20 protein-coding genes are annotated in these 24888 nt (G+C 42.6%); 18 read left to right on the forward strand and 2 right to left on the reverse strand.

Features of this window, described 5'->3' with window-relative positions:
* Positions 1-5 precede the first annotated feature (5 nt).
* The 17 genes from DESACI_RS03590 to DESACI_RS03665 all read left to right on the forward strand — a co-directional run bounded on the left by DESACI_RS03590 (position 6) and on the right by DESACI_RS03665 (position 20949).
* The gene (locus DESACI_RS03590) at positions 6-362 is read left to right on the forward strand and encodes a holo-ACP synthase (protein WP_014825807.1); all 357 of its coding nucleotides are present in this window, start codon (positions 6-8) and stop codon (positions 360-362) included.
* 26 nt (positions 363-388) lie between these two features.
* Positions 389-1960 (forward strand): bifunctional ADP-dependent NAD(P)H-hydrate dehydratase/NAD(P)H-hydrate epimerase, encoded by a 1572-nt coding sequence (locus DESACI_RS03595; protein ID WP_014825808.1) that lies wholly within the window; start codon positions 389-391, stop codon positions 1958-1960.
* 21 nt (positions 1961-1981) lie between these two features.
* Positions 1982-3103 (forward strand): alanine racemase, encoded by a 1122-nt coding sequence (gene alr / locus DESACI_RS03600; protein ID WP_014825809.1) that lies wholly within the window; start codon positions 1982-1984, stop codon positions 3101-3103.
* Positions 3104-3145: 42 nt separating this feature from the next.
* Positions 3146-4726 (forward strand): ClC family H(+)/Cl(-) exchange transporter, encoded by a 1581-nt coding sequence (locus DESACI_RS03605; protein ID WP_014825810.1) that lies wholly within the window; start codon positions 3146-3148, stop codon positions 4724-4726.
* Positions 4727-5071: 345 nt separating this feature from the next.
* A complete protein-coding gene (locus DESACI_RS24420) occupies positions 5072-5212 on the forward strand; it encodes a hypothetical protein (RefSeq protein WP_014825811.1) in 141 nt (46 codons plus the stop codon).
* Between the two features lie 202 nt (positions 5213-5414).
* Positions 5415-7145, forward strand: coding sequence for an L-lactate permease (locus DESACI_RS03610; protein ID WP_014825812.1), 1731 nt, complete (start codon positions 5415-5417; stop codon positions 7143-7145).
* Between the two features lie 526 nt (positions 7146-7671).
* The gene (gene gltB / locus DESACI_RS03615) at positions 7672-12237 is read left to right on the forward strand and encodes a glutamate synthase large subunit (protein WP_014825813.1); all 4566 of its coding nucleotides are present in this window, start codon (positions 7672-7674) and stop codon (positions 12235-12237) included.
* A 29-nt stretch (positions 12238-12266) separates the two neighbouring features.
* On the forward strand, positions 12267-13748 hold the full coding sequence (locus tag DESACI_RS03620; RefSeq protein WP_014825814.1) for a glutamate synthase subunit beta: 1482 nt from the start codon (positions 12267-12269) through the stop codon (positions 13746-13748).
* A gap of 266 nt (positions 13749-14014) precedes the next feature.
* Complete coding sequence (locus tag DESACI_RS03625) at positions 14015-15265, forward strand: NAD(P)/FAD-dependent oxidoreductase (RefSeq protein WP_014825815.1); 1251 nt, start codon at positions 14015-14017, stop codon at positions 15263-15265.
* Positions 15266-15350: 85 nt separating this feature from the next.
* A complete protein-coding gene (locus DESACI_RS03630; protein ID WP_014825816.1) occupies positions 15351-15608 on the forward strand; it encodes a hypothetical protein in 258 nt (85 codons plus the stop codon).
* 360 nt (positions 15609-15968) lie between these two features.
* Positions 15969-17375: a Mur ligase family protein gene (locus DESACI_RS03635; RefSeq protein ID WP_014825817.1), complete on the forward strand. Its 1407-nt coding sequence runs from the start codon at positions 15969-15971 to the stop codon at positions 17373-17375.
* Entirely contained in the window at positions 17372-18151 is a 780-nt protein-coding gene (locus DESACI_RS03640; protein ID WP_014825818.1) for a type 1 glutamine amidotransferase, read from the forward strand. Before DESACI_RS03635 ends, DESACI_RS03640 begins: the two co-directional genes overlap by 4 nt.
* Positions 18152-18399: 248 nt before the next feature.
* The gene (locus DESACI_RS03645; RefSeq protein ID WP_014825819.1) at positions 18400-18678 is read left to right on the forward strand and encodes a CopG family ribbon-helix-helix protein; all 279 of its coding nucleotides are present in this window, start codon (positions 18400-18402) and stop codon (positions 18676-18678) included.
* A complete protein-coding gene (locus tag DESACI_RS03650) occupies positions 18675-19025 on the forward strand; it encodes a type II toxin-antitoxin system PemK/MazF family toxin (protein WP_014825820.1) in 351 nt (116 codons plus the stop codon). The genes DESACI_RS03645 and DESACI_RS03650 overlap by 4 nt, the downstream gene beginning before the upstream one ends.
* Before the next feature lie 89 nt (positions 19026-19114).
* A complete protein-coding gene (locus DESACI_RS03655) occupies positions 19115-19822 on the forward strand; it encodes a gamma-glutamyl-gamma-aminobutyrate hydrolase family protein (RefSeq protein ID WP_014825821.1) in 708 nt (235 codons plus the stop codon).
* Between the two features lie 560 nt (positions 19823-20382).
* Entirely contained in the window at positions 20383-20604 is a 222-nt protein-coding gene (locus tag DESACI_RS03660; RefSeq protein ID WP_014825822.1) for an SHOCT domain-containing protein, read from the forward strand.
* Between the two features lie 60 nt (positions 20605-20664).
* Complete coding sequence (locus tag DESACI_RS03665; RefSeq protein ID WP_014825823.1) at positions 20665-20949, forward strand: SHOCT domain-containing protein; 285 nt, start codon at positions 20665-20667, stop codon at positions 20947-20949.
* A gap of 136 nt (positions 20950-21085) precedes the next feature.
* Here the strand turns inward: DESACI_RS03665 and DESACI_RS03670 are convergent, their stop codons facing one another.
* Positions 21086-21832 carry a precorrin-6A/cobalt-precorrin-6A reductase gene (locus DESACI_RS03670; protein WP_014825824.1) on the reverse strand — a complete coding sequence of 249 codons (747 nt, stop codon included), beginning with the start codon at positions 21830-21832 and terminating at the stop codon, positions 21086-21088.
* A gap of 302 nt (positions 21833-22134) precedes the next feature.
* On the opposite strand from DESACI_RS03670, the gene DESACI_RS03675 reads away from it, so the two are divergent.
* Complete coding sequence (locus tag DESACI_RS03675) at positions 22135-23286, forward strand: metallophosphoesterase (RefSeq protein WP_014825825.1); 1152 nt, start codon at positions 22135-22137, stop codon at positions 23284-23286.
* A gap of 67 nt (positions 23287-23353) precedes the next feature.
* Here the strand turns inward: DESACI_RS03675 and DESACI_RS03680 are convergent, their stop codons facing one another.
* Positions 23354-24550 carry an anaerobic nitric oxide reductase flavorubredoxin gene (locus DESACI_RS03680; RefSeq protein WP_014825826.1) on the reverse strand — a complete coding sequence of 399 codons (1197 nt, stop codon included), beginning with the start codon at positions 24548-24550 and terminating at the stop codon, positions 23354-23356.
* Between the last annotated feature and the right edge of the window lie 338 nt (positions 24551-24888).

The raw sequence follows: 24888 nt of genomic DNA on the forward strand, positions 1-24888 counted from the left end.
GAAACATGTTTCCTGGTGTGGATATTATTGAAATCGAACGAGTGGCGGCTGCTTTGGCAAGGCAGCCTGGGTTAGCGGAACGGCTTTTTACAAGGCGGGAGCTGGAAAGCCTAAGCGGCAGGGGAATGCAAAGCTATGCGGCACGGTTTGCTGCCAAAGAGGCAGTTCTTAAAGCGATGGGAACGGGGCTGCGCGGCATGTCCTGGCATGATGTGGAAATCATCACAAGTCAAAGCGGAGAACCTCTTGTCCTTCTTAGTTCCCAAGCTGAGATTCAGTTGAAAGAAAGAGGGGGCTCGCAAGTTCGTGTGAGCTTATCCCATAACCAGACACAGGCCATAGCTTTTGCGATTTTAAGTTAGCCGAATGGTATAGCGGGGTGGGAAACGTGCGTGTAGTAAACGTTGAACAAATGCGTAAGATCGAAGAACGAGCTATTCGGGACTATGGTATACCAAGTTTGCTCTTGATGGAGAATGCGGCTTGGGCTGTAGTTGAGGAAGTTCGCCGCTGCCTTGCGCCGAATGAAGGAAATTTATCTGGGCTAAGAGCTGTCATTCTGGCGGGCAAGGGCAATAACGGCGGGGATGGTTTGGCGGCAGCTCGTCATTTAGTGCTGCTGGGAATGGATGTATCGGTTTTATTGTTTGCCAAGGCAGAGGAACTTAAAGGAGATGCCGCCCTGAATTGCCGGCTTTTCCAAGGAACATCGGGGAAGCTCTTTGCTATAGAGGGAGAAAAGCAACGGCTCATAGCACGTTATGCCTTGGCTCAAGCCGATGTTATTATAGATGCTCTTTATGGCATTGGGATGAGAGGAACTTTACCGAGTTTGATTGAAGACTATGTCAATGAGGTAAACAATGCTTCTGCCTGTGTCATAGCTGTTGATATTCCCAGTGGAGTAGAAGCCGATACCGGCAATGTTTATCGTACGGCAATCCGTGCTCAAACAACGGTAACTTTCGGCCTTCCTAAATGGGGCCTTTTTTTAGGAGAAGGCCCCGCTTATTGCGGACGGGTCTCTGTTGACCCGATTTCGATTCCCAAAGCATTTCTGGAAGACCCAGGCATCTCTACATATGTTTTGACAGATGATAGAATAAGAGAAATGCTTCCGGTCCGTGAATTAAAAGGACACAAGGGGACTCATGGCAAAGGAGTTCTCATTGCCGGATCAAAAGGAATGAGCGGAGCTGCGGTTCTGGCCGGACGGGGAGCTTTGCGCAGCGGAATCGGATTACTGCAAATAGTTACACCTCTAGGAATTGCGCAGGATGTGGATGCCGGTCTCACCGAAGCAACGGTTTGGGCTGCCCCTGGAGTGGATTATCTAAACGAAGAATCTTGGCCGGTCATCTTAAAGCAAGCGGAAAAAGCACAGGCTATAGCCATCGGGCCTGGTCTTGCTCAAAATTTTGAATTCGCGGTTGTTCTCGAGGAAGTATTAAGAACGATGAACTGCCCCATTATTTTGGATGCCGATGCCTTGAATTTATTATCCGAAGACCCCAGTTTGTTTGAGGCCAGAAACGGACGGGGACCGCTGCTGCTGACCCCGCATCCCGGAGAGATGGCTAGACTTTGCCAATGCACTGTTTTTGACGTCGAGCGAAACCGCTTGGATTTAGCTCTGACCAAAGCTGCAGAGTGGGAAGCGGTTGTGGTACTTAAAGGTTCAGTGACAATTGTTGCTTCACCGGATGGGCGGGCCTTTTTTAATCCCACCGGAAATCCCGGACTTGGGACGGGAGGTACGGGGGATGTTCTGACCGGGAGCATTCTGGCTTGGCTGGCTCAAGGGGTATCACCTCTGGAAGCGGCTTGCTTAGGGGTTTATCTGCACGGAAAATCCGCGGATGATCTTGCCAAAAATCATGGTTGGTCAGGTTTTTTGGCTTCTGAGGTAGCGGATCAGCTGCCGAAAGTGCGGCACTCTTTAGAATTGAAGATGTCCTAAGAGAGAAAAGGGAGGAGAACTATGGTGCGACAGGCTTGGGCTGAAGTTAATTTGCAAGCTTTAAAAGACAATTATTACAAGCTTCAGGCGTATACACAAAGTGAAATGATGCCCATTGTCAAGGCGGATGCTTATGGGCATGGTATTATCCCGGTGGTTAAGACCCTGATGAACTGTGGGGCAAAGCGCTTTGGTGTGGCACTTTTACAAGAGGCTTTAGAATTAAAGGCGGCATTTCCAAAGCTGGACATCATGGTTATTGGTGCCCCGGAAATTGATCAGTGGGATACCTATGTTAAAGAGGATATAATACCGGCAATTTTTAATTTTTCTCAGGCACGTGCTCTTTCAGAAGCGGCTGTTAAACTTGGCCGAAGAGCGAGGCTGCACTTGAAGATTGATACAGGAATGAGCCGCATAGGCTTCCGTGATACTGATGTTTCTGAAATAGTGAAAATTGGGTCTTTGCCAAGCTTGTTTATTGAAGGCATTTTTACCCATTTTGCCACAGCTGATCAAAAAGATCTCACTTTCGCTCGGCAGCAGCTTAAACGTTTTGAAATTCTCTTTGAAAAGCTCAAGAAAGCGGGACTGAAAATTCCTATTCGGCACGCTGCAAACACTGCAGCCATTTTGCAGTTTCCGGAAGCACATTTTGAACTTGTACGTCCCGGCATCGGTTTATATGGGCTGGTTCCATCGTCTCAAGTGGGAGCTCAGGTTGGCTTGGAACCGGTAATGTCTTGGAAAGCGAAGGTTTCTCATTTTAAAAAGATTAAAACGGGAGAAACGGTGAGTTATGGGCGTACGTTTCAGGCGGCCTACCCAACGGCTGTTGCAACAATTCCTTTGGGATATGCCGATGGATTGCGCAGAGCACTTTCCAATTATGGCGAAATGCTGATTCATGGGCGGCGTTCGACGATGATCGGCCGGATTTGTATGGATCAGACAATGCTTGATGTGACTAAAATCCCAGGCGTAAAAGTTGGCGATGTGGTTACAATTCTGGGGAAAGATGGCTACGAGCAGATTACTGCCACTGAGATGGCCGAATGGCTTGGAACTATTAGTTATGAAATTACTTGTGGGATTTCCCAGCGAGTCCCCAGGATTTATCTGGAGCCAATTGGAAACGATTAGCAGCGGACTTTTTGACGGCGTAATTTATGGGGGAAACTAAGCATGACTGACAACAAGCATAATACTCATAATACCCTCTTCCATTGGAGTAGTTTCAGATTGAAATTAGTCTATGAAGGCTTGGGTATTGGCATTATCACGGGCTTAATCATAGTATTGTACCGTTTCACTCTTGAACAGGCCGGACTTTTACTAACTCAAATTTATAATTTGATCAGTGCCAGACCGATCCTTCTTCTGCCTTGGGTGGGAGTGCTGATTCTGATAGGTCTCATTGTTGGCTTAATGGTTCAACATGAACCGATGATCAGCGGCAGTGGTATTCCCCAGGTGGAAGGGGTTTTATTGAGAAAATTATCCATGACCTGGTGGAAGGTTATTCTCGGCAAATTCCTGGGTGGAGTTTTAGCCATCGGAGCCGGCCTTTCTATGGGCAGGGAAGGCCCGTCCGTTCAACTAGGAGCTGCAGTCGGTCAAGGATTTAGCAAGATACTAAAACGAATTAATATAGAAGAGAAATATCTCATAACAAGTGGAGCAAGCGCAGGGCTTGCTGCTGCTTTTGGTGCACCTTTGGCCGGAGTAATGTTTGCTTTGGAAGAGGTTCACAAGAACTTTTCACCTCTTGTCCTTCTGTCGGCATTGTCTGCCGCCTTATCCGCTGACTTTATCACCAGTGAATTTTTTGGTTTAAAGCCGGTATTGAATTTTGCCAACCTCCACGACTTTCCTTTGCGCTATTATTTGTTCATTATTATCCTGGGAATTATTATTGGTGTTTTAGGGGTCGCTTTTAATACAACGCTGTTAAAGACCCAGGATTTATATGCCAGGCAACGATGGCTGCCAAAAACATTTTGGGTAGTTATTCCTTTAATGGTTTCCATAGTCTTGGGGCTTTTCTTACCTCAGGTTTTAGGAGGGGGTCATGAGTTGATTACCTCCCTCGTAACCCAGGGTAATTTTACTTTAAAGCTCCTTTTAATTCTGATCGTTGTTAAATTTTTCTTCACCATGATTTGTTACGGTTCAGGGGCACCGGGCGGAATTTTCCTCCCGCTTCTGGCCATCGGTGCAATCATTGGAAATATCTACGGAATTGTAATTGTTCATCTTTTTGGCATTAATAACACGTATGTTAATAACTTTATTATTCTTGCTATGGCTGGTTATTTCACAGCAATCGTCAGGGCCCCGATTACTGGAACGATATTGATTACAGAAATGACGGGTTCATTTACTCATTTGCTTTCCTTGTCCGTTGTATGTATTTCAGCTTATATCGTAGCGGACTTTTTAGGTTCTAAACCTATTTATGAGTCCTTATTAGAAAGGTTTTTGCACAAACAGGGAACGCTGGCCCCCATAGGCAGCGGAAAGACTAAAGCTATCTTGGAATTCGCCGTGTGCATGGGATCAATGCTGGACGGCAAACAAATTAAAGAGATTAAATGGCCGGCTCATTGCTTGCTGGTGTCCGTCAAACGTGGAGAAGAAGAAATCATTCCCAAAGGGGATACAGTGATTTACCCTGGAGATTACCTAATCGTTCTTACGAACGATGACAAAGTTTCCAAAATAAATGATGTTATGATTTCAATGGTTGGAAGCTGCGAATTGTAATTGCTATAATGTTTAATTTAAAAATTAAACGTTAAAAGGAACGTTGCTTAATGACTACTTATGCGTTTTTATAAATAAAACCCTGCATATATGTGGATGATTTTAAACCACTATTTATGCAGGGTTTATTTAATGGGGGCTCTTATGTACTTTGCAACAGGTCTTTTTGTACTTTAAGAAAGTATATCCCTCAATGCTTGTCACCAGCGACAATTCTTCTGAATTATAAAGTCTTATTATTGGCTAACTGATTGGGAGGGTATGGAGAAAGAAGAGAAGCATACAGTATAGATATAAATAGATTGAAGGTTAGGTAAGAAATGAAAATTTGAGGAGGGTATGGAAATGTCGAAACCCAATGAGCCTCTAATAGAGGACGATGAATGGGCAGCCTTTCGGAAGAGAGAACACATTTTCAACTGGTTGGGAGCCCTCAGTGCAACATTTATTGTTATCACGTTAGTGATTGCTAAAATACTATACTAATTTAGAAAATCTTACAGACAGCGTGGCTGTCTGTTTTTATATTATCGGTAAGCATAACTTTTGGTTGTATACTTGCTTTGGCATAACTATATTTTATTGAATATTTAAAAAACTTTTAAATAATTTAAAAAAGGGGTGATAAAAAGGGACTATCCAAAGGGGAACTTGGGAGAAATTTTAAATTTTGAAAGGGGGTATATAATTGAAGTACTTGCAAAATTATAATCCTGCAGGGAGTTTTTGGTTGTCGGTATTTTGTGCGGCTTTACCAATTTTAACACTTTTGTATTTCTTAGCGCTGCACCCTCATAAAAGTAAAGACGGCAAGAAATTATTGGGAATCTATGCACCTTATGCAGCAGCTATTGCAGCTTTTGTAGCATTTCTTATCTGTGTTTTTATTATGAAAATGCCCGCAACATCTGCTGCAGCAGCATTTGGGCTAGGTGTGATGAGTGGTTTATTTCCGATCGGCTGGATCGTTTTTGGCGCAATTTTTCTTTACACTATGACGGTTATTACGGGTAAGTTCGAAATTGTTAAAGATTCAATTGCCGGTATTACTGCGGATCGACGCTTACAAGCCCTGCTTGTTGCTTTTAGTTTTGGAGCTTTTATTGAAGGAGCATCTGGGTTCGGAACTCCGGTGGCAGTGGCCGGGGCAATTATGGTAGGATTAGGATTTAGACCATTGACTGCTGCAGTCATATGCTTGATTGCCAATACCGCACCGGTAGCATGGGGGGCAATTGGAACTCCGGTTCTCACGCTTGCAGGGCTGACGAAAATTCCGGACGCCCTTATCACTCAGATGGCGGGCAGACAATTACCGTTTTTCTCAATCATAATACCATTTTGGTGTGTGGCAACCTTAGTCTTGATGGAAAAAGGGAAATGGAAGGACGTCTGGGAAGTTTGGCCTGCAATTTTCGTAACGGGTGCTTCCTTTGCAGCCACTCAGTTTCTAATGGCCGAAGCCGGCATGACAATGCTTGTAGATATTGGGGCAGGAATTGTTAGTATTATTGTCACCTCTTTATTCTTAAAGGTTTGGAAACCTAAGAATATTATTACGAATGAAATGGCCTATGCTCGATTGGATGGCACAAAGGTTGTGAAATCAAAAATAATTCCTAAATACACATGGCCAGTGTTAATACAAGCCTGGATGCCCTGGGTTCTATTGGCGATTTTTGTTGCACTTTGGGGTGTTCCGAGCGTAAAGACTTTCTTAAACAGCCTTTTCAATCCTAGTTTCAAAGTGCCATATTTACATGGTTTGGTCTTCCGAACTGCGCCCGTTTCTCCGACGGATGTGGCAAAAGTGGGAGAAGCAGCCACTTATTCTTTTAATTTTATTACGATGGCAGGAACCGGTATTCTAATAGCGGCTCTTCTCTCTGGTACGATATTCCTGAGAGTGACTCTGGCACAGTGGAAGAAAATTCTCGTTACAACAATTACTCGTTTAAAAATACCTCTTACTGTAATTTCCTTAGTCCTTGGTTTGAGTTACATGACACGATATGCAGGAACCGATGCAATATTAGCTTTGGCCTTCGCAAAAACAGGAGCAATGTATCCGTTCTTTGCAGTAATGATTGGTTGGTTGGGTGTTTTCTTAACCGGAAGCGACACGGCTTCAAACTCTTTGTTTGGGGGTCTGCAACAGATTACGGCACAGCAGTTAGGATTAAATCCGCTGTTAATGGTTACTGCGAACAGTACCGGCGGTGTTATGGGAAAAATGATTGACGCACAGAGTATCACGGTCGCCACTGTAGCCTGTTACTCCAGCCCTGTTGAAGCGGTTAATGCCATTGGAGTTATTTTCCGGAAAGTCTTTTTACACAGTATAGCCCTTGCAATTCTTATGGGAATTCTTGTCTGGCTTCAAGCGTATGTCTTCACGTGGATGATTCCAGGGGTATAATCATCCATGCTTCAGATAGAGCGTCTGGAACGAATGGGGTTGGGCAACCTTGTCTAGCAAGGTTGCTGTTTTTTTATTGCTAAGCAAGGCATACAAATTGCGAACTCCGGATAACTACTCTGAACGCGTGCGGCAGCACGCCTTTTAATATTTAGAAGAAAGTATAACATCCGGATGTGAACTGCAAGAAGAGTGCTATTTCGTATTGAAAAACAAAGTTTTAAAAAAATACATAATACATTTATATTAATGGTTATTTAACGACTTAAGTATGTTAAAATATAAATTACACTCAGAAGAAATTGTTATATAGTACAAATATATTTTTCAATAACTGTAATGATTAATTGAGTGTATGAGAAAATTTGCTTTTGTAATGTCAGTCAAATATGACAATTAATTACAGAAGGAAATGTTGAGATCAAAAACTAAAAATACGCTATAATGTTGTGAAGTTAGTTATTCTTAAAGCCATTCATGTCAAGATTTACACCAAACAAACTGAAGTCCATAAAGGGTGGTTATTATGCAAAATTTTGGATTACCGAATAAGCAAGGACTTTATGATCCGGCACAGGAACGTGATGCATGCGGAATGGGATTTGTCGTTCATATTAATGGAGAGAAATCTCATACTATTATCGATGAGGCCTTAACAGTCCTAGAAAATTTGAGTCACAGAGGGGCCAGCGGAGCCGATGAAAATACTGGCGATGGCGCCGGAATCATGATTCAGATACCTCATGATTTCTTTAAAAGAGAGTGTGAAGTTCTGGGCTTTGATTTGCCAGAAAAGGGCAGCTACGGCGTAGGTATGATATTTGCCCATAAGTATGAGGATTTTAGAAAAACGCAAATGGAGACCTTCGAAAAAATTGTTTTGGAGGAAGGTCAAAGAATCTTAGGCTGGAGAGAAGTTCCCATCGATAAAACCACTATCGGTGAAGGAGCCAAGGCGGTGATGCCTAGGTTTATACAGGTCTTTATTGCCAAGAATACCAATCTCAAGAATCAAATGGATTTCGAAAGAAAACTTTATGTTATTAGAAAACGAGCAGAAAAAGTTATCGTACCGATGTGTGAGGATAAGGGCGGTACTTTCTATATCTCCAGTCTTTCTTCGAAGACCATTGTTTATAAAGGAATGCTTACTGCAGAACAACTCAGGAACTTCTATCTTGATCTCTCCGATCTGGATTTTACCTCCGCTTTGGCGATGGTTCACTCTAGATTCAGCACCAATACGTTTCCAAGTTGGGAGAGAGCCCATCCTAACCGGTATCTTGTTCACAACGGTGAAATTAACACCATACGTGGCAATGTGAACTGGATGAAGGCGAGACAAAAGTGCATTGATTCTCCGCTTTTTGAGGATCTTACAAAGGTATTTCCTATTATTGATGAATCCGGCAGTGACTCGGCGATGTTTGACAATAGCCTTGAGTTTCTTCACCTTACCGGCAGATCCCTTCCTCATGCGATCATGATGATGATCCCGGAACCTTGGGAAAAGAATGAGTTAATGCCTGAAGATAAAAAGAACTTTTATAAATTTAATGACTTTTTGATGGAACCTTGGGATGGTCCCGCCGCTATGGCTTTCACCGATGGTGTTGTCATTGGCGGGGTGCTCGATAGAAATGGACTTCGCCCTTCACGGTATTATGTGACAAAGGATGACAAGGTTGTCTTGGCTTCTGAAGTGGGAGTTATCGATATAAAACCTGAGAATGTAAAATATAAAGGCCGCTTGGAGCCTGGCAAGATGCTGCTTATTGATACTGAGGCGAAGAGGATTATCTCTGATGAAGAAATCAAAGGAAGTGTCGCTTCCCTACATCCTTATGCAGAATGGAATCAGCGGCATATCGTCCATCTCAAGGAGCTGCCTGCAGTAAAAGCTGACGAAGAAGAAATCACTGCGGAAGACTTAATTAAACTGCAGAAAGCTTTTGGCTACACCTTCGAAGATATTATTAAAACTATCGAACCTATGGCGATACAAGGTGTCGATCCCGTTGGAGCTATGGGCATGGATTCCCCGCTGGCAGTGCTGTCGGAGAAACCACAAATGCTGTATCTTTATTTCAAACAGTTATTTGCCCAGGTCACCAATCCGCCGATTGACGGCATACGAGAAGAGATCATTACTTCCAGCAGTATTCTGCTTGGAGATACTGGAAATTTATTAGATCCGGACCAGAGAAAATCCGCCAGTTTGGCTCTGGAGTATCCCATCTTAACCAATGAACAACTCAATACGATTAAATATCTGGACAATGATAAATTGAAATCCGTAACTATTTCGATCCTGTATAATGTTTCCGGAGGCCCCAAATCTATGGAAAAGGCTTTGGACAGAGTTTTTCGCAAAGCTGATCAGGCAATCAGTGAAGGCGCGAATATTATTATTCTCTCTGACCGGGGTGTCTCCAAGGAATTCGCTGCGATTCCGGCTCTCTTGGCTTCTTCTGGACTTCACCACCATATGATTAGAAAAGAAATCAGGACCAACATTGGAATTGTTCTCGAATCAGGTGAACCAAGAGAAGTCCACCATTTCTGTGCCCTTATTGGGTATGGCGTCACAGCGGTCAATCCCTATCTTGCTTATGAGACTTTGAAGGATCTTGCGGCGAGGGACTTGTTGGAAGGATTGAGCTACGAAGAAGCTAAAAAGAACTATATTAAAGCGTCTGTCAAAGGAATTCTTAAAGTACTCACCAAGATGGGTATATCGACGATGCGAAGTTATCACGGAGCACAGATTTTTGAGGCAGTAGGTCTGAAAAAGGAACTTATCGAAAAGTACTTTACCTCGACTCCTTCAAGAATTGAAGGGATAGGTCTGGAGGAAATTGCCTTAGAAAATCAAATGCGCCATGACAGTGCTTATCTTGAAAATTCCCCCTATACAGATACCCTTGAAGTTGGCGGGTACTTCCAATGCAAGGATGAAGGGGAAATCCATCTTTATAATCCTGAAACGATCTATATGCTGCAAAAAGCCTGCAGGGAAGGGAATTTCTCTCTTTATAAAGATTTCTCCAGGAAAATTAACGAGGAGGGTATTTATACCTTAAGAAACCTCCTCGATTTTAAGATTAATGCGGGAGATACCATTCCCATCGAAGATGTTGAATCCGTAGATTCTATTGTCAAACGATTTAAGACCGGGGCAATGTCCTACGGCTCTATCAGTAAAGAGGCTCACGAGTGTTTAGCTATTGCCATGAATAGACTGAGCGGGAAAAGCAACACCGGTGAAGGTGGAGAGGATCTTGAACGGTTTACGGTGATGCCCAATGGCGATTCCAAGAACAGTGCTATCAAACAAGTAGCCTCAGGACGTTTCGGAGTAACCAGCAACTATTTGGTAAATGCCAAAGAAATTCAGATCAAGATGGCTCAAGGAGCAAAACCCGGAGAAGGCGGTCAACTCCCAGGACGCAAAGTGTATCCGGAAATAGCCAAGGTCCGCCATTCAACACCGGGCGTTGATCTTATTTCGCCGCCGCCCCATCATGATATTTATTCCATTGAAGATTTGGCGGAGCTTATCCATGATTTAAAGAATGCCAACAAAGAAGCACGGATTAGTGTCAAGCTTGTTTCTGAAGTCGGGGTAGGAACCATTGCCGCGGGAGTGGCGAAAGGGAAAGCAGATGTCATTCTGATCAGCGGCTATGATGGAGGGACCGGAGCCTCACCTCGAACCAGTATTAGAAATGCCGGTCTTCCCTGGGAACTTGGGCTCGCTGAGACTCATCAAACGTTAGTGCTCAATAAGCTAAGAGACAGAGTTGTTGTCGAGACCGATGGAAAATTACTCTCGGGCAGGGATGTCGTCATCGCAGCGATGCTGGGTGCTGAAGAATACGGCTTCTCGACGACACCTCTTATTGCCATAGGGTGTGTCATGATGAGGGTTTGCAACCTTAACACCTGTCCGGTTGGGATAGCTACCCAAGATAAAACCTTAAGGAAGAACTTTAACGGCAAACCTGAATATGTTGAAAACTTTATGCGCTTTGTCGCCCAAGAAATGCGTGAAATAATGGCTAAACTGGGCTTTAGAACTGTCGATGAAATGGTTGGGCGAACGGACAGGCTTAAGACGAAAGAGACGATTAAAAATTGGAAAGCCTCTAATCTTGATCTGTCCCAAATTCTTTATCAACCTTATGCAGGGGCTGATGTCGGACGGTTTAACTCTCAGAAACAAAATCATCTGCTGGAAAAATCAATGGATATGAAAAAGCTGCTCAGAATGTGTAAACCAGCTTTAGAAAACCAGAAGTCCATCCGGGCCAAACTAAAGATCGATAATGTCGACCGCGTCGTTGGAACTATTGTAGGAAGCGAAATCTCTAAGAGATACGGTGAGAATGGTCTGCCGGAGGATACAATCAAGCTGACTTTCGTAGGTTCGGCCGGACAAAGTTTCGGAGCCTTTATCCCCAAAGGGATGTCTTTAGAGTTGGAGGGGGATGCCAACGACTATCTGGGAAAAGGACTTTCCGGCGGTAAAATTATCGTCTATCCTCCCAGAAGTTCTGACTTTGAGCCGGAAAAAAATATCCTCATCGGCAATGTAGCTTTCTATGGTGCCACTTCGGGAGAAGCCTATATCAATGGAATAGCCGGGGAAAGATTCTGTGTCAGAAACAGTGGAGCCAAAGCAGTTGTTGAGGGTGTGGGTGATCATGGCTGCGAATATATGACAGGCGGTAAAGTCGTTATCTTGGGCAAAACAGGAAGAAACTTTGCTGCTGGAATGTCCGGCGGGGTAGCATATATTCTGGACTTTGACGAAATATACTGCAATAAGTCAATGGTGTTATTGGAAACCATCGAATCTCCTGAAGAAACGAATGAAATCAAGGACATGATTGAAAAACATGTTGAATACACCGACAGTCCTTTGGGTAAGAAAGTTCTTAATGACTGGTCGAATTACTCACAGAGATTCACTAAAGTAATTCCTAAAGATTATAAACGTATGCTTCAAAACATTGATAAGGCTCACAAGACAGGCTTAAGCGGTGAAGAAGCCTTGATGGCGGCCTTCGAAGAGCATTTTAAAAATTAAAGGACTATAGGATTAAGGTGGGACTTACAATGGGAAAAGCAACTGGATTTTTAGAGTTTGAAAGAATAAATCCCAAGAAACGTTCTCCTGAAGATAGAATGCTAGATTGGGATGAAATGAGACTCCCTCAGGACCCAGAGGTTGTGAAAACTCAGGGTGCACGCTGTATGAACTGCGGAGTTCCTTTCTGTCAGGGCGGAGTTCTGTTAAACGGCATGGCTTCAGGCTGCCCCCTGCATAATCTTATTCCTGAGTGGAATGAGCTGGTTTATAAAGGACAATGGGAGGAAGCCTATAAAAGGCTGACTAGAACCAGTCCTTTCCCGGAATTCACCTCAAGAGTCTGCCCGGCCCCCTGTGAAGGTGCTTGTACGGAAGGTTATATTATGGACCCTGTAACGATTAACAGTATTGAATATGAGATTATTGAAAAAGCTTTCGCTGAAGGCTGGGTCCTACCCAAAAAGGCCCAAAAGACAGGAAAGAAAATTGCTATAGTCGGCTCAGGCCCGGCGGGGTTGTCGGCAGCCTATTATCTGAAAGCCGTAGGTCACGATGTAACCGTCTATGAAAGAAGTGACAGAGCCGGCGGACTGATGATGTACGGAATACCCAACATGAAACTTGAGAAACAAGTTGTGGAAAGACGCCTTGATCTCATGAAAGCTTCAGGTATTCAATTCATGTTAAATACTGAGGTAGGCAAGGATATACCTGCACAGGAACTGGTGAACGGCTACGATGCGGTTATCTTGTGTGCCGGAGCGACTAAAGCGCGAGGACTTGAGGTTGAGGGAAAAGACCTTAAAGGTGTTTATTATGCGGTGGATTTTTTGAAAGCTAATACTAAAAGCCTGCTTGATTCTAAGTTAAAAGATGGCAGCTATATTAGTGCTAAAGACAAAGATGTGATTATTATAGGCGGAGGGGATACTGGAACAGACTGTGTTGCCACTTCCCTGCGTCATGGCTGTAAGAGTGTGCATCAATTTGAAATTATGCCTGAACCTCCTGAAAAACGCAGGGAAGAAACAAATCCTTGGCCGGAATGGCCGCTAAAATTAAAAGTTGACTACGGCCAGGAAGAGGCCATTAATCTCTATGGCAGGGATCCGAGAAATTATCTTATCTCCACTAAGAAAATCGTGGGTAATGAGCAGGGCGAGGTTAAAGAAGTTCATACCGTAGAAATTAATTGGGTTAAGAATGCTTCCGGAAGAATGATTCCACAAGAAGTTCCTGGCAGCGAAAAAGTGTGGAAAGCCGATTTAGTTCTCCTGGCCATGGGCTTTTTAGGTCCGGAAGACACCATACCCAATGAGCTGAAGCTGGAGAGAGATTTCAGGAGTAATATAAAAGCGGACTATGAAGTGTTTGAAACCAATGTGGAGAAGGTTTTTGCGGCAGGGGATATGAGAAGAGGCCAGAGCCTTATTGTTTGGGCTATCCAAGAAGGTAAGCTTGCGGCCCGGGAAGTAGATAAATATCTCATGGGTAAAAGCGTCCTATAGGGGATTTTGTTTTAGCAACGCACATCCGGGCGATCGCGGACCAAACTAATGCTCAATCGCCAAACTAATTGCTCAATTATAGATTAATATTGCGGAGTAACCCGCCTAGGTGTTTCGTAAATTCTCCCCCAGACTTAAAATTGGTTTGGGGGATTTTATTTTTCTGGCATAGATGTCGATTCTGATTAATAGGAATAGAAGATTAGGATTTACCGGCACTCATCTTTACTGATGAGTCTTTGGGGGAAAGAGGGGGTGAAGGGTGAATGAATTATGTTGTAGTGGGAAATTCGACGGCAGCTATCGGGACTGTTGAGGGGATTCGCAGTGCAGATACAAAAGGCAAGATTACCTTAATATCAGATGAGTCTTACCATACTTATTCCCGGCCTCTGATTTCCTATTATCTTTCGGGGACGCTGCCGGTGACGAAAATGTACTATCGTCCCAAAGATTATTATAAGCGTTTGGATATTATTCCGAGGTTAGGTGAACGGGTCAGCTCCTTAAGACTTGAAGATAAATCGGTCGTGTTGGAATCGGGGGAAACGATCCCTTATGATCGCTTGATGCTGGCTACAGGGGGTAAACCTATTGTGCCTGAGATGTCCGGCTGTGACCTAAGGGGGGTTCATACTTTCGTTAAATGGGATGACATCCTGGGTTTAGAAAAGGTCTTAAAACCGGGGAAACGCGTGCTGGTTATCGGCGCAGGCCTTACTGGATTGAAGGCTGCAGAGGCTCTGATTAAGTGCGGAGTCGAAGTAACCGTTGTTGAACTTGCCAATCAGGTTTTAAACTCAATCCTTGACGAGCCTGCGGCAGCTTTGGTGCAAAAAACTTTGGAGGATCATGGAATAAAGTTTTATCTGCAAACCAGAGTGAAGGAAATTTTAGGAAGGAAAGGGAGAGTATCCGGTATAGCATTTCAGGACGGAACAACCCTGAAATGTGAACAAGTAGTGCTTGCCCTTGGTGTAAATCCCAATATTGATTTAGTTAACGATACGCAGATTCAAGTGAATCGAGGGATTCTTGTCAACGAACATATGGCAACCAGTGTAATGGATGTCTATGCGGCAGGGAACGTTGCTGAAGGTTATGACACTATATATCGACAGTGGCGTGTCTTTCCTCTCTTGGCCAATGCTTATAAACAAGGCTTTAACGCAGGTTTGAATATGAGCGGATTAGTTCGGTCTTATTCCGGCAGCTTTGCGATGAATTCCATCGGTTTCTTTGATTTACCGATGATTACTGCCGGAATATTAAAACCCGAGGGAGAGGGGTTTACCGAACTAATTGATACCACGATTCCGCGGGATTATCGCAAGCTGGTCCTGCGAGAGGGACGGATTGTAGGGTATATTGCTCTGAATAAAGTGGAGAGTGCCGGGACAATCTCAGCACTCATGGAAAAGGAAATAGACGTTCGGGAATTTCAGGAACAATTGCTTAAGGAGGATTTTGACCCGGTTAATTATCTTAAGCAAGTTAAAAACAAAACTAAGGAATAAGTTCTGTAATGTTTTTGCCTGAATGAGGTATTCTTCGGTATAAAATTCTTAGCAGGCTCATAAGTTCTGGCAAGGGGGGAGTGCCATGGCCTATTTGGATCTGACGACTTGCATGAGTTATGCTTTTTTTATAGTTTGTCTGATGCTCGGCTGGGGAGCTGCAGGAGTCCTGGATTATGATGGAATCTTACGGCGCTCCACATCCCGGTTTGGCAGGATTCTCCTGCGTTTTGGCGTGACCTTAGTTTTAGCGGAAGGATTCCGGCTTTTCCTTAGCTTTGTTTTAGGACCATTATTAGATATGTTAGTGAACCAGAGCATAAATGGCTTTAAAGCATTTTAAAGAGTTTTAAACCATCCGAGAATAATACTAAACTTATGCAAAAGTTACCTAACAGAAAGGTACCCGAATGGATGGGCAAGATATGGACTTTCAAAAGAATATGCTTGCGTGATGGTTATAGGAAAAACACCGATCGTAAAATGTTCGGGAATTGGGGATTAGGAATTTGCAGCAAACTCATTTGTGTTTGTTACAAATTCTTTTTGATTTAGAACATAGCTACAGAAACTTAGAGTGTTCCAGTGAGGCAAAGCCTAAGATGCGATAAGCTTCATTGAAAATGTTTGGTGAAACATCATTTTGGTTGATAATACAAATAAGCGTGCTAAAATGGATAGGACAACAATTAAAGGAGTAATTATGAAACGAACATGGCGTTTTTGGGTTGCTTTATGGGTGGGTAAACTCATCACAATAGGGCTGCAAGTCAGCGGGAGAAAAGGAACAACGTTACCGGGGAAAATTGCCCAATGGATTGACCCGGATATCATGAAACATTTATCTGCCTCCTTTTCGGAAGGAATCGCAATAGTCACCGGCACCAATGGTAAAACAACGACAGCTAATCTCTTGGCGAATATTTTACGAGTTGCCGGAAAATCCTTTGCTTTTAATCAGGCAGGGGCAAATCTTGTTACAGGTATCAGCGGCGCCCTGCTGCAAACAACCTCTTGGAATGGCTCTTCCCGTACAAAACTAGCTTTGCTGGAAGTTGATGAGGCCACTGTGCCTAAGTTTTGTAATCAAGTTACTCCTACTTTGGCTATTATCACTAATTTCTTCCGAGATCAACTCGATAGATATGGTGAATTAGATACTACTGTACGTTTAGTAAAGGAATCATTATCTCCTGAGACCCTGCTTGTACTGAATGCGGATGACCCCCTAGTGGCTCAGTTTGGTTCGAATGGTCTGCAATCCTGCTATTATGGTGTAGAATCCACACCTGATAGTTGTCGCGAGAGTACTGAAACTCGAGAGGCTAAGTTTTGTCCTGCATGTGGCAGGGAACTTGTGTATTCGCTTTTTCATTATGGACAATTAGGAGTCTATAGCTGCCAGGGATGCGGATTCCATCGTCCGGAGCCTGCTGTTTTGGCGCAAAACGTGCTTGCTGAGGATGGTTTGCTGAATTTTCAAGTGGGTAATACTCACTTTGCCACTTCATTACAAGGTTATTATAATCTCTATAATGCTTTGGCAGCTCTGACAGCGGCTCGTCAGCTTGGAGTCGAGGATAGTCTGATTGTAAAAGGTTTGCGGGAGTTTATTCCCCAAGCCGGACGTATGGAACGTTTTAATCTTAAGGAAGGAGAGGTTACCTTAACTCTTGTAAAAAATCCGACAGGGTTTAATCAAGTCATTCAAACAATTCTTAGCGTGGACAAGCCGGTGCGCGTGATGATAGGAATTAATGATTTAGCTGCCGATGGAAGGGATATTTCTTGGCTTTGGGATGTGGACTTTGAACGTTTTGGCCTGCGGGAGGAGCAGATTCAACAGGTGATTTGTTATGGGCTTCGCGCAGAGGACATGGCTCTGAGGCTTAAATATGCGGGTATTCCAGAGGAAAAGCTTGTACTGGAACCCACCGTTTCTACCGCCCTCAATTTGCTGCAAAGAGATCGCCTGGGAGGGGAAAGAGTTTTTATTTTGCCTACATACACGCTGCTCTTCTCCACACGCGAAGTTTTGGAAGAATTGCAAAAGAACGCAAGCCATGCTGCTATAAAGGATAAAAGCTATGGAGAGGGGGCGAGGACATGAGGCTGACGATTTGTCATTTATATCCCGATTTGCTTGATCTTTATGGAGATCGGGGAAATATTTTAGCCTTAGCTGCACGTTGTCGCTGGCGGGGGATTATACCAGAAATTCAGAAAGTCTCTCTAGGGGAAGATCTGGATATTTCGGCAATTGACATACTCTTCCTTGGCGGCGGATCGGACCGGGAGCAAGGGCTGCTTGTCCAAGATTTGATGCGTCGGGAAAATGAGCTCCGTGCAGCTATTGAAAATGGCCTGGTAGTTTTAGCAATTTGCGGTGGGTATCAAATGCTGGGGAATTACTACCAAATAGCTAATGGCGAGAAAATCCCCGGATTAGGTATTCTGGACCTGTGGACAATTGCGGGCACAAAACGTTTAATTGGAAATGTTGTTGTTGATTTAGACCCAAGCACTTTGAGGGGTGAAATAGAAGATTCTGCGGAGACGTATGCCAAGCGGAAAATTAAAACGTTGGTCGGTTTCGAAAATCACTCGGGAAAAACATATCTCGGTGAAGGTGTTACCCCCTTGGGGAAAGTATTGGTGGGTCATGGCAACAATGATCAGGACAGAGTAGAAGGAGTCCGGTATCGCAATGTTTTCGGTTCCTATCTGCATGGTCCTCTCTTGCCAAAGAATCCCCATCTTACAGATTTCTTGTTAGAACTTGCTCTAGAAAGGCGCGGTTTCGACACTCCTTTGCAGGACCTTGATGACCATTTAGAAATACTTGCTCATGACGCGATGGTCAATAAGCTTTTAAAGCAAGCATAAGATTCAAGAGATTATCCAAATCTAACAAAAATGAGTATATCATGCATGCTATACTGGTATACTATCTATGAAGTCAACGATTAAACATTAAAAATAGCCTGGCGCTATGAGTTACCATTATTTACATGCCCAAATAGTGCTGTTTTAGAGGTGATTTAGCTAATTTACTCTTCAAGTTCATTGACACTTTTTTGTATTATTGTCTATAATAGAGTATAGCTTTGGCTAAAAGACTTGGGGGTGCTAATGTGGCAGAGAGTAAGCGGATTATGATCAGTTTGCCGGAAAGTTTGCTTGCAGAAGTGGACGGAATCGTCACGGTGGAAAAACGCAATCGCAGTGAATTTATCCGAGAAGCACTCAACAGCATTCTTCACGAGCGTCGCAAAAAAGGAATTCATGAACAAATGCGCAAAGGATATCTTGAAATGGCGCAACTCAATTTGTCGATTGCCAGAGAACTTTTCTTAACAGAACAAGAAGTATTAGAGTATTATGAAGAAACGATGGTGGAGTGTCGGAGATGATCATAAAACGCGGGGAAATTTATTATGCAGAACTAAACCCCGTTGTCGGCTCAGAACAGGGAGGAACTCGTCCGGTCCTCGTGATTCAAAACGACATAGGGAATCAATTCAGTCCAACCACAATCATTGCTGCGATTACATCACAAATTGCAAAAGCAAAGTTACCTACACATGTTGAAGTTAGAGCCCGACGTAGCGGTTTAGAAAGAGACTCCGTCATTCTTACCGAACAAATCCGAACCATCGATAAAAGTCGCCTGAAGGAAAAGGTGACAGTTCTTGATGAGGAAGTAATGCTTAGGGTGGACCAAGCCATTGAGATTAGTCTAGGGTTGGCTGATATTTAATCATACACAGATAAATAGTTTGAACACGAGGCAGCGTAGCGGCTATTAACCGACGCTGTTTTTGTATTCTTAGAGAGGAGCATAGAATGATGGGAAGACGACCGGTAATTGGGATTACTGCTGCACATTATTCTGAAGAACTGAAGACATATCCTCGGGCCCTCTATGTTGACAGTATAAGAAAAGCGGGAGGGATCCCGGTGATTTTGCCCCCGGTTAGAAGCAAGGAAGAGAGCCTAGAGGCATTAGATTTTGTTGACGGACTATTATTATCCGGAGGAGGGGATATCTCCCCAGTTTATTTAAAAGAAGACCCTCTGCAAGGTATTGGAGCTTGTTTTCCTGAAAGAGATTTGAGCGAACTGCTGCTGACTGACTATGCTTTGCAGAAAAATCTGCCCCTTTTAGCTATTTGCAGAGGGATTCAGGTTTTAGCCGTTGCGGCCGGCGGAAAGATATATCAAGACATTCCAGGTCAGTATCTTGAATCAATCCAACATAAACAAACTGCACCGCGTCAAAATACATGGCATAGAATTGACCTAAGGAAGGACTCTCTGCTTTTTACCCTGGTGAAAGAAACGAATATTGAGGTTAATAGTCTTCATCACCAAGCCGTTAAAGAAGTTCCTCCGGGATTTCTACAGAATGCCGCGGCAACAGATGGTATTATCGAAGGCATAGAAAAGATAGAGGCTAAATTTTGTCTCGGAGTACAGTGGCATCCTGAAAGCCTGCCAGAAACTGATAAGAATAGCTGCGCTATATTCAGTGGATTCATAGGGGCATGCCGCTAGAAATCAGGAGTAAATTACTAAATAAGGGATTCTGCTAAATAAAATAAGAGGGAAAGCATGGCTTTCCCTCTCATTTTTTGAAAAATACCTGCCTCACAAGTTATTAACTTGCGGTCCATAACAGGCATTTTTCCCATTTTTGGATGCGTCATTAAACGCGATCTCAATGTCAGCTCTCAAATAGTTTAGATCATAATAATGGTATTGTCAAATGAAACAACCCGAAGTTAAACTACCTCCTGTTATTCACAAGAAATTCATAAGTTTTTCATGAGATTATCGTATCAGAAGGTTACACTGAATTCAGATGAAGATACTAAATGTACAAAGTCTTTTAAATAATGATCTATTCTGCAGTTGGAGGTGGGCAGATAAGCTTAATTACTAAAATTAATTGCTAAAAGCTGAGGATCTTTCCGCTACAGCTTGGTAGTTAAAGGGTAAAAATTGGGCAAGATAATCTTATCAACAAAAAAGCATTAAATTACTAAAGAGGTTTATTACTAAAGAAAGAGGATTAATTACTAAAGATTAAGTCTAATAGACAAGGAGGATTTGCGATGATGTTTGGTTTTATTGTCATAATTATTGTTATCTATCTGATTTATAGAGAATCGAATTCTGGAGTATTGTTTAGCGGAAAATCTTTTACTCACAGCCAAAGTCCTTTAGATATTTTGGATCAACGCTATGCACGCGGCGAGATACAGCGTGAAGAATATTTAGAACGTAAAGAAGCTCTGCTGGGACGCAAACAGACTGTTTCGCTTGAAAAAAAATAAAGGATCTGTTTTCTGCTATTATAAACTATTACCAATTCATTTTAAGGAGGAATTCAGATGATGGGTGGCTGGGGACACATGATGGGCGGTTGGGGAAACGGTTATGGATATGGCGGATATGGCGGCTATGGGATTGGAATGATGGGGTTCTTTATGCCGTTAATTTTTGGAATCGGAATAATTATCTTGGCTGTTTATTTCTTTCGCCACAGCAAATCGAGAGTTCATTCTCGAGAATATGGCAATTACAATAGCGGCATAGATATCTTGCGTGAACGTTATGCTCGAGGTGAAATCGATTCTGCTGAATTTCAAAGCAGAAAACAAGATTTAGAAAACCGCTAGCTTAAATTTTAAATTCATTGAAGTTTGGGGTTGTACCTAATTATTAAAAAAGACGTTGTCACTCACTATAGTAGTGAAATGGCAACGTCTTTGGTTTATTGCACCTGTTTTGGGGTTATGCTTCTAAACTTAAGTTTTAAATTGTCATCGAGGGCGTACCTGAAAACTTTTGATCTATCCAGGCTAGTAATTCTTGAGGACTGTTTACCGTTAATCCATTATTCGTTTTAGCTTTTCTAACAAGTACAATTTCTAATCCAAGTTCCAAAGCTGCAGAAATTTTTGTGTCTGTTCCTCCGGCAAGGCCGCTGTCTCTGGTCAGTATGATATCTGCTCCGTAAAACTTAAAGAGGGCTTTGTTAATTTCTTTGGAAAAGGGTCCTTGCATAGCAACGATATCCCGGGGGTGCAAACCGGCCTCCTGACATTTTTGCACCAAACGTCCGTCAGGTAAGATTCTGGCCACAAGGCGCACTGAGTTGGCAAAGGAACTTTTCGTAATCGTCTGCAGTTGATGGCTTCCCGTTGTTATGAAAACCGTTAGCAGGTGTTTTTTTTGAACGCGTAAGAACTCAATGCGTTGTTCAAGCCGGAGTAAAGCTTCTTCCCAATCAAAAACGGGAAAAATTAAGGGGCTGGAAGGAATTTTGGTTTCAGGTCTTTCCAATCGAATATAAGGAATCTTCATTTCCTCGCACCAACTCCGACAAGAAGCGAATTTAGTACTCATAGATGGGTGGCTCGCGTCAATCACTAGTGCAGGAGGAGAAGATATGCAGGTTTCTGCGGTCCAATTTTGCCTTCGTACAACTTCAAGTTTTCTGGCCATTAGCTGCGTATTGATCTCACGTGTTAATACAGATTCTCCCAAGAGAATAATCATTTTTTGACCCCCGTTACAGTACCAAGAATAGCATTTCAATGTCACATAACGCGATGAGCGGGCTTTTTGAAAAGTAAAAACCCTTCACTGAGAGAAGGGTTGATTATAAGTGCCTCTGAAGTCAAGAATTGCGAGAAGTTGTAGAGCAGGAAAGGAGCCTTGTATTTCTAATAATTAGTCTATTCTAATAATAACATGACTGAGACAAGTTTGCATAGATATTAAATCACATGGTTTTTGTGCTTGTTCATTTAATTTCAACCATGTGGTATAGTTATAAAATCGGGGGTGGTAAGTGTCGAATGGCTAATCCATTTTATATTTTAATCGGGGTAATATTTTTGGCAGTATATGGGGGAATCAATTTCTATATTGGTTTGCGCGGCTGGCAGGCTTTATTCAGCTATATCCCATATAGTTCTCTAAAAGTTTACTGGATTGTCTTTGGCATGATCTCATTGTCATATTTAATTGCTCGTTCTATGCAAAAGTTCCTTCCCCAAGCTGTATACGAAGGGCTAAACCTTGTTGGGGCATATTGGATGGCCTTTATGTTCTACTTTTTGTTCATGATTTTGGCAGTTGACCTATTGCGTCTCATAAACCATTTTATTCATCTTGCTCCCCTTAGACAAGGCATAAACCCTGGCTTCGGATTGGCGATCTTCATTTTGGTGCTTGGAATTGTAGGTTATGGTGCTTGGAATGCCAGGAATCCGCGGGTTAATCATTATGACATTACGATTGGCAAGAAAGCGGGACCCTTAAAACAATTGCATGTGGTAATGGTTTCGGATATCCATCTGGGAACAATAATCCATAACAATTACCTCACGAAGATGGTTGGGATGATCAACCAATTAAATCCGGACTTGGTGTTGTTTGCAGGAGATGTCTTCGATGAAAATGTTGAAGCCGTTAATAAGCAAGAAATGATGGAGACGTTTAAAAACTTAAAATCCCGCTACGGTGCTTTTGCTGTATTAGGCAACCATGAATATATCGGAGGAAATGTTGAAGAGGCAATGAAATATTTAAGTGCCGCAGGTGTGCAAGTGTTGAAAGACAGCTATCAAGAAATTAACGGAAGTTTTTATCTGGTTGGCAGAGATGATCGCTCCGGATCCCGTTATAATAGGGCTCAGAGGGAAAATTTACAGACGTTGCTTCAAGGAGTTAACCATTCCCTGCCTATTATTGTCATGGATCATCAGCCGCTTCAATTGGAGGAACCAGTTAGGCAGGGAGTTGACCTACAGTTGTCAGGCCACACTCATGCCGGGCAGCTATTTCCTATCCGTCTAATAACCCGTCGGATTTTTGAAGACGATTGGGGCTACCTTAGGAAGGGAAACTTTCAACTCATAGTTTCCTCAGGTTATGGAACCTGGGGACCGCCTGTTCGCTTGGGAAATACGCCTGAAATCGTGGATATTACAATTAAGTTCCAATAAAATGGGGGGACGGTCTTTTTGACACAAAAAATGTGTCAAAAGGACCGTCCCCCTTTTTCGCTTTTAATTATTTAAGGGCTTCTCCAATGGTCTGGCCAAATTCTCGGCATTTAATGAGGCTTTCGTCATCGGGGTTCCAAAGCACTTTCAGTCCCTCGTTGATTATTTCAAATCCGCCGTGTTCCAATTCAGCGGAGATAAGTTTATTTCCCTCTCCGCTCCAGCCATAACTGCCAAAAGCAGCAGCTTTTTTGTTTTTAAAGGCCAGTCCTTTAATCATTTCCAGGATTCCAGCCACAGCATAGGAAATTCCCTTATTGATCGTCGGAGAGCCAACAAGGATAGCCTTGGATTTGAAGACTTCTGTTATGATGTCATTTTTGTCAGTATGATTAGAATTGGAGTTAAATAATTTTACGGTAACGTCTGGATCGCTTTGTCTAATTCCAGCGGCAATATTTTCTGCCATTTGGCGGGTGCTGTTCCACATTGTATCGTAGATGATACTGATTTGATTTTCTTGATAATTTTTAGCCCATTCCATGTACTTATTCACCATTTGTAATGGATTATCTCTCCAGATAACGCCATGACTTGGGCAGATCATGTCAACAGGCAAATTCAAGCTTAAGATTTCATTAATTTTTTTCTCTACAAATGAATTAAAGGGAGTTAAGATATTGGCATAATACTTAAGCGCTTCGTGATAAAGATCGCCTTGATCAACTAAGTCGTTGAACATGTGTTCCGAAGCGAGATGCTGACCAAAGCCGTCATTGCTGAAAAGAATATTGTCGCCGGTTAAGTAAGAAAACATCGTGTCCGGCCAATGAAGCATTCTTGCCTCAATAAAAATAAATTCTTTTGATCCAAGACTTAGTTTATCACCTGTTTTAACCGGTATGAAATTCCATTCCTGATGGTACTGGCCTTTTAAGGATTTAATGGCATTAGCAGTACAATAGATAGGTGTATCCGGTATTTCCCTCATTAATTCCGGCAACGCCCCGCTGTGATCGGGTTCGCCGTGATTGATAATGATGTAGTCAATGGTTTTTAAATCGATTTCTTTTTTTAAATTTGAGACAAACTCTTTAGCAAAAGGTGCCCAAACACTATCGATGAGAGCGATCTTTTCATCACGGACAAGATAAGAATTGTAACTCGAACCATGATGAGTAGAGAGCTCATCACCGTGAAACTTTTTTAATTCCCAATCGATTTTTCCGACATAGGTTACACTTTTGTTGATAGAGAAACTCATGGCTTTTAATACCTCCAATTAATTTTATTATCTAAAATCTTGATATCAGTTTCAGCTTGGCAGCGCTTCCTTGATTATTATCTAAGGTCTTGGCTTGGAATGATACTTAAATTTTACTTTCTACAAATATCGAAAATATCCTGCTAATTATCGCTGTATTGTAAAATTGTTTGCGATCGATATTTGTATTCGATATACCTGTTAAGGAATTATTTAAAAGGATGAAATCAGAGAATCAGAAATAATGCAAATAATGCGATCTGGTTAGGATACATTCATTATTATTGACAAAAAAGGAAATTCGTCATATATTTATTTCTTTAATTATTAATAAAGTG

The organism is Desulfosporosinus acidiphilus SJ4 (genome assembly GCF_000255115.2).
GTDB classification, from domain to species: Bacteria; Bacillota; Desulfitobacteriia; order Desulfitobacteriales; family Desulfitobacteriaceae; genus Desulfosporosinus; species Desulfosporosinus acidiphilus.